The sequence below is a fragment of the Iamia sp. genome (assembly GCF_035575815.1).
GTDB lineage: Bacteria > Actinomycetota > Acidimicrobiia > Acidimicrobiales > Iamiaceae > Iamia.
The window spans coordinates 1-13,101 of record NZ_DATLXO010000076.1; the positions used below are offsets into that span (position 1 = coordinate 1).

General features: G+C 71.9%; 15 protein-coding genes. 13 read left to right on the forward strand and 2 right to left on the reverse strand.

Going from position 1 to position 13,101, the window contains the following annotated elements:
• The coding region (locus VNL12_RS07885) for a LamG domain-containing protein (RefSeq protein WP_325593276.1) at window positions 1-463 on the forward strand (463 nt) is incomplete at its 5' end.
• Window positions 464-554: 91 nt separating this feature from the next.
• Here VNL12_RS07885 and VNL12_RS07890 read toward each other — a convergent pair.
• The gene (locus VNL12_RS07890; RefSeq protein WP_325593278.1) at window positions 555-773 is read right to left on the reverse strand and encodes a hypothetical protein; all 219 of its coding nucleotides are present in this window, start codon (window positions 771-773) and stop codon (window positions 555-557) included.
• A gap of 117 nt (window positions 774-890) precedes the next feature.
• On the opposite strand from VNL12_RS07890, the gene VNL12_RS07895 reads away from it, so the two are divergent.
• Window positions 891-1,757 carry an SOS response-associated peptidase gene (locus tag VNL12_RS07895; protein ID WP_325593280.1) on the forward strand — a complete coding sequence of 289 codons (867 nt, stop codon included), beginning with the start codon at window positions 891-893 and terminating at the stop codon, window positions 1,755-1,757.
• Complete coding sequence (locus VNL12_RS07900) at window positions 1,754-3,277, forward strand: DUF2079 domain-containing protein (RefSeq protein ID WP_325593282.1); 1,524 nt, start codon at window positions 1,754-1,756, stop codon at window positions 3,275-3,277. The genes VNL12_RS07895 and VNL12_RS07900 overlap by 4 nt, the downstream gene beginning before the upstream one ends.
• Before the next feature lie 18 nt (window positions 3,278-3,295).
• On the opposite strand, the gene VNL12_RS07905 is transcribed toward VNL12_RS07900, so the two are convergent.
• Complete coding sequence (locus tag VNL12_RS07905; RefSeq protein WP_325593284.1) at window positions 3,296-3,718, reverse strand: HIT family protein; 423 nt, start codon at window positions 3,716-3,718, stop codon at window positions 3,296-3,298.
• A 106-nt stretch (window positions 3,719-3,824) separates the two neighbouring features.
• Between VNL12_RS07905 and VNL12_RS07910 the strand changes: the two genes are divergently transcribed.
• From VNL12_RS07910 to VNL12_RS07955, 10 genes are all read left to right on the forward strand, one after another.
• A complete protein-coding gene (locus tag VNL12_RS07910; RefSeq protein ID WP_325593286.1) occupies window positions 3,825-4,478 on the forward strand; it encodes a CDP-alcohol phosphatidyltransferase family protein in 654 nt (217 codons plus the stop codon).
• A gap of 10 nt (window positions 4,479-4,488) precedes the next feature.
• On the forward strand, window positions 4,489-6,975 hold the full coding sequence (locus tag VNL12_RS07915; RefSeq protein ID WP_325593288.1) for a sugar phosphate nucleotidyltransferase: 2,487 nt from the start codon (window positions 4,489-4,491) through the stop codon (window positions 6,973-6,975).
• Between the two features lie 68 nt (window positions 6,976-7,043).
• Window positions 7,044-7,427: a glycine cleavage system protein GcvH gene (gcvH, locus tag VNL12_RS07920; RefSeq protein ID WP_325593290.1), complete on the forward strand. Its 384-nt coding sequence runs from the start codon at window positions 7,044-7,046 to the stop codon at window positions 7,425-7,427.
• A 4-nt stretch (window positions 7,428-7,431) separates the two neighbouring features.
• The gene (locus VNL12_RS07925; protein WP_325593293.1) at window positions 7,432-7,917 is read left to right on the forward strand and encodes an FHA domain-containing protein; all 486 of its coding nucleotides are present in this window, start codon (window positions 7,432-7,434) and stop codon (window positions 7,915-7,917) included.
• A 9-nt stretch (window positions 7,918-7,926) separates the two neighbouring features.
• Window positions 7,927-8,922, forward strand: a complete 996-nt coding sequence (locus VNL12_RS21215) for a MerR family transcriptional regulator (RefSeq protein ID WP_325593295.1) — start codon at window positions 7,927-7,929, stop codon at window positions 8,920-8,922.
• 60 nt (window positions 8,923-8,982) lie between these two features.
• The gene (locus tag VNL12_RS07935) at window positions 8,983-9,489 is read left to right on the forward strand and encodes a bifunctional nuclease family protein (RefSeq protein ID WP_325593297.1); all 507 of its coding nucleotides are present in this window, start codon (window positions 8,983-8,985) and stop codon (window positions 9,487-9,489) included.
• 139 nt (window positions 9,490-9,628) lie between these two features.
• Window positions 9,629-10,132, forward strand: coding sequence for a MerR family transcriptional regulator (locus VNL12_RS07940; RefSeq protein ID WP_325593299.1), 504 nt, complete (start codon window positions 9,629-9,631; stop codon window positions 10,130-10,132).
• A 50-nt stretch (window positions 10,133-10,182) separates the two neighbouring features.
• Window positions 10,183-11,241: a glycine cleavage system aminomethyltransferase GcvT gene (gene gcvT / locus VNL12_RS07945; protein WP_325593301.1), complete on the forward strand. Its 1,059-nt coding sequence runs from the start codon at window positions 10,183-10,185 to the stop codon at window positions 11,239-11,241.
• A 167-nt stretch (window positions 11,242-11,408) separates the two neighbouring features.
• Window positions 11,409-11,618: a hypothetical protein gene (locus VNL12_RS07950; protein ID WP_325593303.1), complete on the forward strand. Its 210-nt coding sequence runs from the start codon at window positions 11,409-11,411 to the stop codon at window positions 11,616-11,618.
• A 28-nt stretch (window positions 11,619-11,646) separates the two neighbouring features.
• Window positions 11,647-13,074, forward strand: a complete 1,428-nt coding sequence (locus tag VNL12_RS07955; protein ID WP_325593305.1) for an alpha/beta fold hydrolase — start codon at window positions 11,647-11,649, stop codon at window positions 13,072-13,074.
• Window positions 13,075-13,101: the final 27 nt, after the last annotated feature.

Sequence of the window (13,101 nt, forward strand, 5' to 3'; positions counted from 1 at the left end):
CGGTCGCTTCGAGTTCGGCGCCGACGTGGTGCTTGACGCGACCTCCGAGAGCGGAGCGGTGGGCAGCACCGACAACGGGGACAACCTGGTGCAGCGGGGCCTCTTCGACGATCTCAGCCAGTACAAGCTCCAGCTCGACGCTCGTCGGCCCAGCTGCCGGGTGAAGGGCTCCGTCGGCGCGGTGTTCGTGACCGCCTCGATGAGCGTGCAGCCCGGTCGGTGGTACCGCGTCCGGTGTGTCCGCGACGGCTCGACGGTGTCGATCGCGGTCACGACCTGGGCCGACGACGGCACGCCCACTGTGGTCACCCGTTCCGCGACGGGCCCGACCGGCGACATGGCGCCGTCCCGCCCGACCGTGCCGCTGTCGATCGGGGGCAAGCTGTCCGCCAGCGGCGAGTCGGTCACGTCGACCGACCAGCTGAACGGCGTGGTCGACAACGTCGTCCTGCGGACGGACTGACCCACCCCGCCGGTCCGTCCGCAACCCTCGACGTCGGCCGGCCCACGATTCGCCCGACGCCCGCGGGCGAGAACGCGGGCCGGACGAGCGGTCAGGCCGGCTCGAGCTCGCGGGGCGGAGGGTCCTCGCTCGGATCGGGGTCCTCGGGTCCGCTCGACGGCTCCGCGACGTGGCCTTCCACGTCGACCTTGGGCAGGATCCGATCGAGCCAGCGCGGCAGCCACCAGTTGCGGTCGCCGAGGAGCTCCATGGTGGCCGGCACCAGGAGCATGCGGACCACCGTGGCGTCGAGCAGCACGGCGGTGGCCAACCCGGTGCCGAAGAGCTTGATGATCCGGTCGTCCTCGAGGACGGTGGTGATGGTCGCCAGCTCGGCCGGGTCGGTGCCCTCGGGCCACCACGCTGGCCCCCCCCGACGGCCAGGCCGGTGACGAAGCTGATGTTCATCACCATCATGCCGAGAAGCGAGATGACGACCGTGGTGCCGGCGAACACGACGGCACGCCCGGACGTGTCGATGGCGACGACCGTGGCCCGCGCGGACCCGGGTAGCGTCCCGCCCGTGTGCGGCCGCTTCGTCTCAACGAGCTCACCGGCAGACATGGCGGCCTACTTCGGCGCCGGCGGGGACGTGCCCGACGACCCGGGGTCCCGCTACAACGTGGCCCCCACCGACGACGTCCTCGTGGTCCACGCCGACGGTGGACCACGGCGCGTCGATGCCTTCCACTGGGGGCTGGTGCCGGGCTGGGCCGATGACCCGAAGGTGGGCAGCCGCATGATCAACGCCCGCGCTGAGACCCTGGCGATCAAGGGGGCGTTCAAGGCCGCGTTCGGGTCGCGACGTTGCCTGGTGCCGGCCGACGGCTTCTACGAGTGGGCCGAGGTGCCGGGCGGGCGCCTCAAGCAGCCCTACTTCGTCCACCGGCCCGACGATGAGCCCTTCGCCTTCGCCGGGTTGTGGGAGCGCTGGCGGGGCCCGGTGCGCGACGGCTCCGAGGCGCTGCGCTCGACGACGATCATCACCACCACCGCCAACAGACCGATGGCCGCGATCCACGACCGGATGCCGGTCGTGCTCCCGGCCTCGGCGTGGGACGAGTGGCTCGATCCTGGCCACGACGACATCGAGGCCCTGGAGCGCCTGCTCGTCCCCGCGCCGGACGCGATCACGGTGCTGCGCCCGATCGGCTCTGACGTGGGCAACGTGCGCAACGAGGGCCCCGGCCTCATCGAGCGGGTCGATCCCACCGCAGCGATCGGGGATCGTGCGCTCCCCGGGTTCGCCGGGTGACGGGGGGACAGCGACGGCTCGGCCTGCGCCGCCGCCTCGATGCCTCCGCTCTGCGCTGGCGGGCCCGCCTCGACACCCCATGGGTCGACCGCACCCTGCCCTGGCTGACGGCGGGGCTGCTCTCGCTGATCCTGCTGGCCATCGGCCTGGCCGTCCAGCGCCAGCTCGACGGGGGCCCGAACCTGGCGGCGTGGACCCAGGCGGCCTGGAACCTCGACCGCGGCCGGGGAAGCGTCTCGTCCCTGGCCGGAGGGAACATGGTCACCGACCAGTGGGCGTTCGCCTCCCTGCCCCTCCTCTGGATCGGGCGGTGGCTGCCCATCGGCGGGGTGCTGGCCGTGGCCCAGGCCGCCTCCCTCGGCCTGGCGGTGGTGCCGCTTTGGCGCATGGCTCGCCAGGTGGCCCGCCTGCGCCTCGGCGTGACGATGGGGCTCATGCTCGCCTACGGCGCCGCCCCGGTGCTCTACACCGCCAACCTCTCGGGTTGGAGCGCCGTGGTGCCGGCGGTCCCGGCCATTGCCTGGGCGGCCTGGTTCGGCCAGCGGCGTCGGTGGGTCGCCTACGGCGCGTGCGTCGCCGTCGCCCTGCTCTCGCGCGCGGACGTCGGCCTGGTGCTCGTGGCCTCGGGCATCCTGGCCATCAGCTCGGGTGATCGCCGCTCCGGGGGGCTGACCGCGCTCGTCGGAGCGGTCTGGACCGCAGCCTTCCTCCTCATCGTGAGCCCCGTCGTGCCCCGAGGGCCGCTGACCGCCACCGAGGCCGTCTTGGCCCGCGGCCAGGCACCCCTGGCAGTGCTCCGCGACCCGCTCCGCCTCGTCACCGACCTGATCCTCCAGCCCAACGTCGGCGCCCTGGTCGTGCTGGTCGGGCCGTTGCTCTTCCTCCCCCTGGTCGTGCCCCGCTTTGCCCTGCCCGCCCTCCCTCCGCTCTGGCTCGGGCTGGTGGGGGAGGAGGCGGTGCGCCAGGCCCAGGGTCCGACACCGGGCGCCGATCGGCTCCCCACCGTGCTCCTGCTGGCGTTGGTGCCCATGGTGTTGGCGGCCATCGTCGCCCTGGCCCGCATCGGTCAACCCAGCGTGAGTCGCATCCGGGTCGATCACCGCGTCGTGGGCGCCATGGTGCTCGCCAGCGCCGCCACCTTCGTGCAGGTCGCGCCGGCCTCACCGTTCAACGAGCCCTGGAGCTGGGGCAGCCAGGATGCCGCCGACGGGGCCCGCATGGAGGCCGTCGAGCGACTCGACGAGATCGACGCGGGTGGCGGGGTCACCGTGTCGCCCCAGCTGGCGTCGCTCGTGGCCGAGCGCAGGAGCGTCCATGAGATCACCGCCGGACCGCCGAGAAGGGAGTGGAGGCCTCAGACCCGGGCGGTGCTGCTCGACACCACCGCCGCCGGCGACGACGGCGTGGCCCTCTGGGAGAGGCGCGACGAGGACGAGGCGGTGGCGGGCCTGGAGGCGCGCTCCTATGACGTCGAGTACCGAGGTGCCGGCATCATCTTGTTGGTCGGGCCCGCCGAGTAGACGCACCGCCCGGGGCCCTCATCCGGCGACGCCCGACGCGCCGGCGGCCCGGAGTCCCTCACGGATGCGCTCGGCCGCGGCGTCGAGGTCCTCGGGTGAGGGGTCCACCTCCGCGTTGGCGAAGTCGAGCTGGTCGAGCCGGGTGAAGGGCACCAGGTGCACGTGGGCGTGGGGCACCTCCTCGCCGACGACCAGCACCGCGACCTTGGTGGGCCCGAAGGCCTCCTGCTGCACGCGGGCGATGGTGCGGGCCACGTCCATCACGTGGCCGAGGAGATCGGGCGGCAGGTCGATCCAGTGGTCGATCTCGGTGACCGGCACCACGAGCACGTGGCCGGGCGCCAGGGGGGCGATGGTGAGGAACGCCGCGCAGCGGTCGTCCCGCCAGACGAAGCGGCCCGGGATCTCACCGGCGATGATGCGGCTGAAGAGCGTGCTCATGGCCCGAACAGTAGGAGAACGGCAGCGACGGTCGGAGGGGACGGCAGTCGTCGGGGGGGAACGCCCGGCCGCTCCGGCGGACGGCCGGTCCCCGTAGGCTGGCGGGGTGCCGTCCGTCACGACCGAGTCCGAGCCCGACGCGCCGAGCGAGGCCGAGGACCGCGTCCTCACCCTGCCGAACCTCATCACCCTCGTGCGGCTCTCGTGCCTGCCGGTGTTCCTGTGGTTGCTCTTCGGTCAGGAGGACCGGGTGTGGGCGGCGAGCCTGCTCGGCGCCCTCGGCGCCACCGACTGGGTCGACGGCTTCATCGCCCGGCGCTGGGACCAGGTCTCCACCGTCGGCAAGGTCTTCGACCCGGTCGCCGACCGCCTGCTGTTCTTCGTCGGCGGCGTGGCCATCATCATCGACGGGAGCATCCCGCTGTGGGTGGCGGGGTTGGTGCTCGGACGCGAGGTCGTCGTCACCCTGGCCACGCTCGGCCTCGCCGCGGCGGGCGCTCGGCGCATCGACGTCACCTGGTGCGGCAAGGCGGGCACCTTCTTCTTGATGTGGGCCTTCCCGATGTTCCTGGCCTCGAACGGTGAGCTGTTCTGGCGCGACCAAGCCCTGTGGATCGCCTGGGCGACGACGGTCCCCGGGCTGGTCCTGGCCTACATCGCCCTCGCGCTCTACGTGCCGCTCGGGCTACGCGCCGTGCGAGAAGGACGGGCCGAGAGGATCACCGGCCCGCCGGACCAGGGCACCGCGACGGCCCGATAGGTTCGGCTCCGTGAAGGCCGTCATCATGGCCGGCGGCGAGGGATCTCGTCTCCGGCCCCTCACCTCCCACACGCCCAAGCCGATGCTGCCGATCGCCAACCGGCCGATGATGGAGCACATCGTCGGGCTCCTGCGGAGCCACGGCTACGATGAGATCGTGGTGACGGTGGCCTTCCTGGCCAACCAGATCCGCAACTACTTCGGCGACGGATCCGACTTCGACGTCGAGATCACCTACGCCACCGAGGAGCAGCCCCTCGGCACGGCGGGCTCGGTGCGCAACGCCAAGGACGTGCTCGACGAGCGCTTCCTGGTGATCTCCGGCGACGTGCTCACCGACATCGACCTCGGGGCCGTCGTCGCCGCCCACGAGGCCAAGGGCGCCCTGGCCACCATCGGATTGATCGCCGTCGATGACCCCCTCGAGTTCGGCATCGTGATCACCCGCGACGATGGCACCATCGAACGGTTCCTCGAGAAGCCGACCTGGGGCCAGGTCTTCAGCGACACGATCAACACCGGCATCTTCGTCCTCGAGCCCGAGATCTTCGACCACATCGCGCCCGACCGCCCCGTCGACTTCTCCGGCGAGGTGTTCCCCCAGCTCCTCGCCGAGGGGCGCACGATGGTCGGCGCCGTCGCCGAGGGGTACTGGGAGGACGTGGGCACGCTCGAGGCCTACGTGCGAGCCCACCGCGACGTGCTCGACGGCACGGTGAAGCTCGACGTACCCGGCTTCGCCCTGCGCGACGGCGTCTGGCTGGATGAGGGGGCCGAGGTCCATCCCGAGGCCACGATCGTCGGCACCGCGGTCATCGGGCCCGGCTGCCGGGTCGGCGCCGGAGCCCGCATCGGCCCCTACGCCGTGCTCGGCCGCAACTCGCGCGTCCGCGGCGACGCCATCGTCGAGCGCTCCGTCATCCACGAGAACGTCTACGTGGGCGAGAGCGCCCGCCTCCGGGGCTCGGTGGTCGGCCGCTCCAGCGAGGTGCGCCGGGGGGCCCGCCTCGACGAGGGCTCGGTGCTCGGCGACGAGTGCTTCGTGGGCGACGAGGCCGTCGTGGGCGCCGGGGTCAAGGTGTACCCGTTCAAGACCATCGAGGCCCGGGCCACCGTCAACTCCTCGATCATCCTCGAGACGCGCGGGGCCCGGAGCCTCTTCAGCGGCTCGGGTGTGTCGGGGCTGGCCAACGTCGACATGACCCCCGAGCTGGCGACGCGGATCGCCATGGCGTGGGCCACCACGCTGCCCAAGGGCACCACCGTCGTCACCTCGCGGGACTCGAGCCGGGCGGCGCGCATGTTGAAGCGGGCCCTGATGGCGGGCCTGAACGCAGCCGGGGTCAACGTGTTCGACCTCGAGGTGGCATCGGTGCCGGTGACGCGCTTCGCGGTCCGCCAACCGGTCGCCTCCGGCGGCATCACCGTGCGCCTCGACGCGGACGATCCCGACTCGGTCGTCTTCCGCTTCGTCGACGGCTCGGGCCTCGACATATCCGAGGCCTCCCAGCGCAAGATCGAGCGGCAGTTCACCCGGGAGGACTTTCGGCGGGTGCCGGCCGAGGAGATCGGCGACATCGACTTCCCACCCCGGGTCCTCGAGCACTACACGACCGCGCTGGGAGCCACCGTCGACCTCGACGTCGTGCGCGACGGCGGCTTCAAGATCGTCACCGACTACGGCTTCGGCTCGACGTCCTTCACCATGCCGACGGTGCTCGCCCAGCTCGGCGCCGACGTGTTGGCGGTGAATCCCTACGCCTCGACCCAGGGCGCCATGGCCTTCGCCGGCCAGCGCAGCGCCGAGCGGACCGCGTCGCTCGTCACTGCCGCCGGGGCCCACCTGGGTGCCGTCCTCGACCCCGACGGGGAGCGCCTGACCCTCGTCGACGACGAAGGTCGGGTGCTCACCGACACCCAGGCGCTGCTGGCCCTGGTGCGGCTGGTCGCCGAGCACGTCGACGGCGACACGATCGTCGTGCCCGTCACCGCCAGCATCCACATCGAGCGCATGGTCGAGGGCACGGGCGTGACGGTCCGGCAGGCCAAGACCTCCTACTCCGCCCTGATGGCCGCGGCGGACGAGCCCGGCGTGGGCTTCGCCGCCAGCACCGACGGTGGGTTCATCGTCCCCGGTTTCCTGCCCGCGTTCGACGCCGCCGCCGCCCTGCTGAAGCTGCTCGAGCTGCTCGCCCGCCACGACGTCCGCCTCTCGAGCGTCGTCGACGACCTCCCCCGCCCCCACATCGCCCGCGAGACGGTGGTGACCCCGTGGGATCAGAAGGGCATGGTCATGCGCTCGCTCGTCGAGCGGGCCGAACCCGACCGCCTGGTGCTCGTCGATGGCGTCAAGGTGCTCTACGACGACGGTTGGGCCCTCGCCCTGCCCGACCCGGCCGAGCCCCTGACCCACATCTGGGCCGAGGCCGCCACCGAGGCCGCCGCCCGGTCGCGAGCTCAGGAGTACGGTCGCCGGTTGCGCCAGCTGGTCCGGTGAGGCGTCGCCGGCGCCGCAGGGCAAACCTCCCGCAGAGGTCGAGGCTTGTTGTGGGGTAGGTTGCGGCCATGAACGTCCCCGAGGACCTCCGGTACACGAAGGACCACGAGTGGGTGCGGGTCGTCGATGGTCCGCTCGTGCGCATCGGCATCACCGACTACGCGCAGGACGCGCTGGGCGATGTCGTGTTCGTCCAGGTCCCGGAGTCCGGCAGCAGCATCGACCTGGGCGCCACGGTGAGCGAGGTCGAGTCGACCAAGTCGGTCTCGGAGATCTACGCACCGGTCAGTGGCCAGGTGGTCGAGGTCAACGCCGAGCTCGGCGATGCGCCCGAGCGCCTCAACGAGGACCCCTACGGCGAGGGGTGGATCTGCGTCATCCAGGTGAGCGACCCGGGCCAGCTGGACGGCCTGTTGGACGACGCCGGCTACCGGAGCCTGATCGAGGAGTAGTCGAGTGGCTGATGTGGAGTGCGATCGCTGTGGGAACCGGAACACACCGGAGGCCAACTTCTGCTCGTCGTGCGGCGCGCCCATCGCGCACGACGACGAGGACAGCGCCACCATCCAGCTGTCGCTGGAGTCACCCGCGGGAACGGCCGACGAGATCAGCATCGACCTCGATGACCTGCCCGCCCTGGGCCTGCTCGTCGTGCGGGCCGGGCCCAACGCGGGGTCGACCTTTGCGGTCGACAAGGACCTCATCACCGCCGGACGTCACCCCGAGAGCGACATCTTCCTCGACGACATCACCGTCTCCCGGCGCCATGCCGAGGTCCGGCGCGAGGAGGGTCGCCTGGTCGTGCGCGACGTGGGGTCGCTCAACGGCACCTACCTCAACCGCGAGCGCATCGAGCAGGGCGACCTGAACGACGGCGACACCGTTCAGGTGGGCAAGTTCAAGCTCGTGTTCGTCGCCGGCCCCGAGACCGCCGAGCCGTGAGCGCCTCGCGTGGCTGAGCGGGCCCACCTGTCGATCGGTGAGGTCCTGAGCCTGCTCCAGGACGAGTTCCCCGACGTCACCATCTCCAAGATCCGCTTCCTCGAGAGCCAGGGGCTCCTCGACCCCGAGCGCACCCCCTCTGGGTACCGCAAGTTCTACGAGGGCGACGTCCGCCGCCTGCGCTGGATCCTCACTGAGCAGCGCGACAAGTTCCTGCCCCTCAAGGTGATCAAGGACCGTCTCGACGAGGGCGTCGACGCCGAGCGGGCGGCGCCGGACCGCTCCGGGAACGGCGCCGCCGCCGCCGTGCCGCGCCGCGAGGAGGGCGGTGCCGACCCGCAGGGCGACGCGGGCGCGGAGGTCGAGACCGACAGCCCCCTCCCGGCGACGAGGGCGTCCGGTGCCGGTGCCGGTGGGGCGCCCGGCGCCAGCACCCAGGAGGCGCTCGCGTCGGCGGCCGAGGCCCCCTCTGCCCCCGACCCGGTCCCGCCCGAGGACCCGGTGCCGCACACCGCGTCGCTGCCGATCTGGATGGCCGATGCGGCCCGGGCCAAGGCCGACCGGGGCCGGTCCGGTCGGTCATCCGAGGTCGGCGACGGGCCCGATCCCCTCGCCCAGAGCCCGACCACCGTGAGCCTGACCACTGACGAGCTGCTGGCGGCGAGCGGGCTCGAGCCCTCCCAGCTGGTCTCCCTGGTGGACTACGGCCTCGTCGCCGGCCACACCGTCGGGGCCGACACCTACTACGACGGCGAGGACCTCGTCATCGCCCAGAAGTCGGCCGGTTTCCTGACCCACGGCGTCGAGGCCCGACACCTGCGGATGTTCAAGACTGCGGCCGAGCGCGAGGCGGCCCTCCTCGAACAGCTCGTCCTGCCTCTGGTGAAGCAGCGCAGCCGCGACACCCGCGACGAGGCCCAGGCCACCGTGGCCGAGCTGGCCAGCCTCGGCCAGGGCCTCCGGGCTGCGCTCCTCCGCGCCGCCCTCGCCCCGCACCTCGCGTAGCACAGCCCGGCCGACGGGTCCGCCCCGCCGACGACCGCGGCCGGCGGTAGGGTGGCTCCGATGGTCGAGATGGATCTGGTCGGCGTACGGGTCGAGCTCCCGTCGAACACCCCGATCGCCCTGCTCCGCGAGCGCTCGGGTGCCAGGCGCGTGCTACCGATCTTCATCGGGGGACCGGAGGCGACCGCCATCGCGTTCGCCCTCGAGGAGGTCGTGACGCCCCGGCCCATGACCCACGACCTCATCCGGAACCTCCTCGATGAGCTCGGGGTCAGCATGGAGTCGATCGTCGTCACCGAGCTGCGCGACCGGACCTTCTACGCCGAGATCGAGCTGCACGCCTCCGACGGCGTGCACCGCGTGTCGAGCCGGCCCTCCGACGCCATCGCCCTGGCCGTCCGGGTCGGTATCCCCATCTACGCGGCCGAGTCGGTGCTCGACGAGGCTGGCTTCGAGGCGGAGGACGAAGCCGACGCCGACGCCGAGCCCGAAGAGCAGGCCGAGGAGGTGGTCGAGCAGTTCCGAGAGTTCATCGACAACGTCACCCCCGACGACTTCGGTTCCTGAGATCGAGGCGGTGGGGGGGAGGTCTCGCAATCCTCCGGGCGTGCCCGTTGACCGATCGGTCCCCGCCCCGTAGGTTGGGCAACCCACAGGCACGTAACTACGCCCCTGTGATACTCCGACAGCAGGGAAGGCGTGTGCGATGGAGGGCTTCAGCGGCAAGGCCACGGCGGAGATCGTCGGCATCACCTACCGCCAGCTCGACTACTGGGCCCGCACCGACCTGGTGCGCCCCACCCTCGCGGATGCCAGGGGCAGCGGGTCGCGCCGCAGCTACTCCTACCGCGACCTGCTCGAGCTCAAGCTCATCAAGACCATGCTCGACTCAGGCATCAAGCTCGAGTCGGTGCGCGACGCCTTCGAGTACCTGCGCACCAACCTGGGTGAGGACATCTCGGCCGCCCGCCTCGTCATCGCCGGCACCTCTGCGGTGCTGGTGCGCGACGACGCCGAGATGATCGAGGTCGTCAACGGCCTGCACGGCCAGGGCGTGCTCAACCTGAACCTAGTCACCCTCGACGGGCTCAAGGGCCAGCTCGACGCTGCCGTGCTCGAGCTGCGGCCCACGGCCGTGCTCGACCTCTCGCAACCGGCGGCACCGGCACCGGTGCACCCCACCGGGCCACGGATCGCCACTGGAGGGTGAGCCCGGCCCGCTGACCGGGGGTCGTCTCGCGGCCGGTACCATCGCCGCCCGTGACCCCCCGCGCCTCCCCGCTCGACGCCGCCCACCGATCCCTCGGGGCGCGCCTGGTGCCCTTCGGCGGGTGGGACATGCCGGTCAGCTACCCCGGCGGCACCCTGGCCGAGCACCAGACCTGTCGCACGGGGGCCGTCGTGTTCGACGTCAGCCACCTCGGCACCGTGCGGGTCGAGAGCCCTGATGCGCTCGAGGCGCTCCAGCGGGCCTTCACCAACGACCTCGGCCGCATCGGGCCGGGACGGGCCCAGTACACCCACCTGCTGCACCCCTCCGACGGATCCGTGCTCGACGACATCATCGTCTGGTGGGTCGACGACGAGCGCTTCGACGTGATGCCCAACGCGTCGAACACCGACCGGGTGACCGGCGCCCTGGGCGCCGAGGCGGTCGACGTCACCGCCACCCGGGCGATCCTGGCCCTCCAGGGCCCCGAGGCCCGCACGCGCCTGGCCGCCGTGGCCCCCGAGGCGGCCGCGGTGCCGCGCTTCGGCGTGGCCCGCTTCGCCTGGTCCGGGGTGGACTGCGTGGTCGCCGGCACCGGCTACACCGGCGAGGACGGCGTCGAGGTGGCGGTGCCGACCGAGGCTGCGCCCGCCCTGTGGGACGCAGTGCTCGGCTCCGGGTTCATCCCCGCCGGGTTGGGCGCCCGTGACACCCTGCGCCTCGAAGCCGGCCTGCCGCTGCACGGCCACGAGCTGGGTCCGGGCATCACACCACTGCAGGCCGGACTCGGCTGGGTGGTGCGTTGGGACAAGGGCGACTTCATCGGACGTGAGGCGCTCGCCGTGGAGAAGGAGCGGGGTGTGGCCCGCTGCCTCCGTGGGCTCAGCATCGAGGGCCGTCGACCTCCACGGGAGGGTCAGGCCGTCCTCCGTGACGGTGAGGTGGTGGGTGAGGTCACCAGCGGCAACTTCTCACCGACGCTCGGCCACGGCATCGCCCTGGCCTTCCTGCCCCCCGACGCGGCCGAGGGTGACAGCCTCGCCATCGATGTGCGGGGCACGGCGGTACCCGCGCTGGTCGTCCCCACCCCCTTCGTCACCCGGGGTTGATCCGCGACCGTCGGCGCGGGGCCGCCTCCGCCCACACCCGAGGGGGTTCGGAGCCGGCGCTGGGCTTCCCAGTTTCCCTAGAACGACGTAGGGCTAGGTTGAGGCCGTTCCGGAGATCCGGGGCCCATGCGAGGCGCCGGGGGTGACCGGGCGCGGAGGAGACCGAGATGTTGACCAAGCGCACCGGCGCGGTTCTGATCGCCGTGCTCACCCTGCTCGTGGGAGCGTGCAGCTCCGATGACGGCGGCGACGACGACGACGGCGCCGATGACCCCACCACGACGGCCGGTTCGGGTTCGACGACCGCCGGCGACGACGTCGATGCTCCCGACGCCCGAGCTCACCGCGGGGGAGTGTCCCTTCGAGGCTCCCACTGAGCTCCAAGGTGAGATCCGTTGCGGGACAGTGGCCGTCCCCGTCGACCACGACGACCCCAGCGGCGACATGATCGACATCGCGGTGGCCGTCTACCCGGTGCAGCCGGCGCCCGAGGGCGGGTCTGGCTCCTCGACGACGACGACCGAGGCGGGAGCAACCGAGGAGAGCGGCGCGGCGTCGGACCCGTTGTTCTTCCTGGCCGGCGGACCGGGCCAGAAGGCGGTGGCCCAGGTCCAGCTGCTCGCATCCATCGCCCCCGCCCTCCTCGAGAGGGAGGTCGTCATCATGGATCAGCGAGGGATCGGGGAGAGCGATCCGGCCCTGGACTGCCCGGAGCTCGATGAGGTGACCGTCGACCCGGGCGCCGAGGACGAGGTCGTGCTGGCGGCGACCGAGGAGTGTCACACCGCACTGGCCGAGGGGACCGACCTGTCGGCCTACGGCACCCCGGCCAACGCGGCCGACATCGACCTGGTCCGCCAGGCGCTCGACTACGAGCAGATCAACCTGATGGGGACGTCGTACGGCTCCCGGCTCGCTCTGGAGTACGCCCGCGACCACTCCGACTCGCTGCGGTCGCTCGTCCTCAACAGCCCGGTGCCGACCGATGTCAGCTACTTCGAGGACGTGCCGCAGAACGGCGATGACGCCCTGTCAGCCCTGATCGCGGCGTGCGAGGCCGAGGTCGAGTGCGCCAGGGACAACCCTGACCTGAACGGGAGCGTCGAGGAAGCCCTGCAGCGCTCAGAGCAGGCGCCCGAGGTCGCGATCGAGGATCCCGCCTCGGGTGAGACGGTCACCGTGCGGGCCACGACGGCCTTCGTCAGCTACGCCTTGTTCAACACGATGTACATCGGTCCCTTGCTCGGAGGCTTGCCCCAAGCGATCACCGCCGCGGGGGCGGGGGACTTCGCGCCGCTGTTCCAGGCCGCCGCGTTGACGATCAACCCGGGCGGGACCAGCACGGGCATGTTCCTGTCCAACGTCTGCGCCGAGGGGATCTCCCTCGTCGACATCGACGAGGTGGAGGACGACGCGGCCGACGTGTCGTCCTACGCCGCCACCCAGGCCGTGTCTTTGGCCAAGATCGTGGAGCAGTGCGCGGTGTGGGACGTCGAGGCCGCCCCCGACGCGGCGTTCGAGCCGGTGTCCACCGACGTGCCCACGCTGATCGTCACCGGCGCCTTCGACCCCATCACACCGACGTCGTACGGCGAGGCCGTCGAGGAGGACCTCTCGGAGGCCACCCTGGTCGAGGTGGGTGCCGCCGGCCACGACCCGCTGTCGACCACCCCCGAACCCGAGTGCGGTCAGATGATCCTGATCGAGTTCCTCACCGATCCCAGCGCCGAGGTGGATGACGGGTGCGCGACCGAGGTCACCCCCGTGTTCCGGCCCATGGCCGAGGCCCTCGAGGCGTTCATCCGGTCCCAGCAGCCGCAGGGCGGAGGCTGAGCTGCCGGCGGCGGCGCGACCGTTCCG

Excerpts from the sequence above, each read along its gene's own strand:
- VNL12_RS07905 (WP_325593284.1), bottom strand. The coding sequence starts at position 3,718 with ATGAGCACGCTCTTCAGCCGCATCATCGCCGGTGAGATCCCGGGCCGC.
- gcvH (WP_325593290.1), top strand. The coding sequence starts at position 7,044 with ATGAACGTCCCCGAGGACCTCCGGTACACGAAGGACCACGAGTGGGTG.
- VNL12_RS07935 (WP_325593297.1), top strand. The coding sequence starts at position 8,983 with ATGGTCGAGATGGATCTGGTCGGCGTACGGGTCGAGCTCCCGTCGAAC.
- VNL12_RS07940 (WP_325593299.1), top strand. The coding sequence starts at position 9,629 with ATGGAGGGCTTCAGCGGCAAGGCCACGGCGGAGATCGTCGGCATCACC.
- VNL12_RS07950 (WP_325593303.1), top strand. The coding sequence starts at position 11,409 with ATGTTGACCAAGCGCACCGGCGCGGTTCTGATCGCCGTGCTCACCCTG.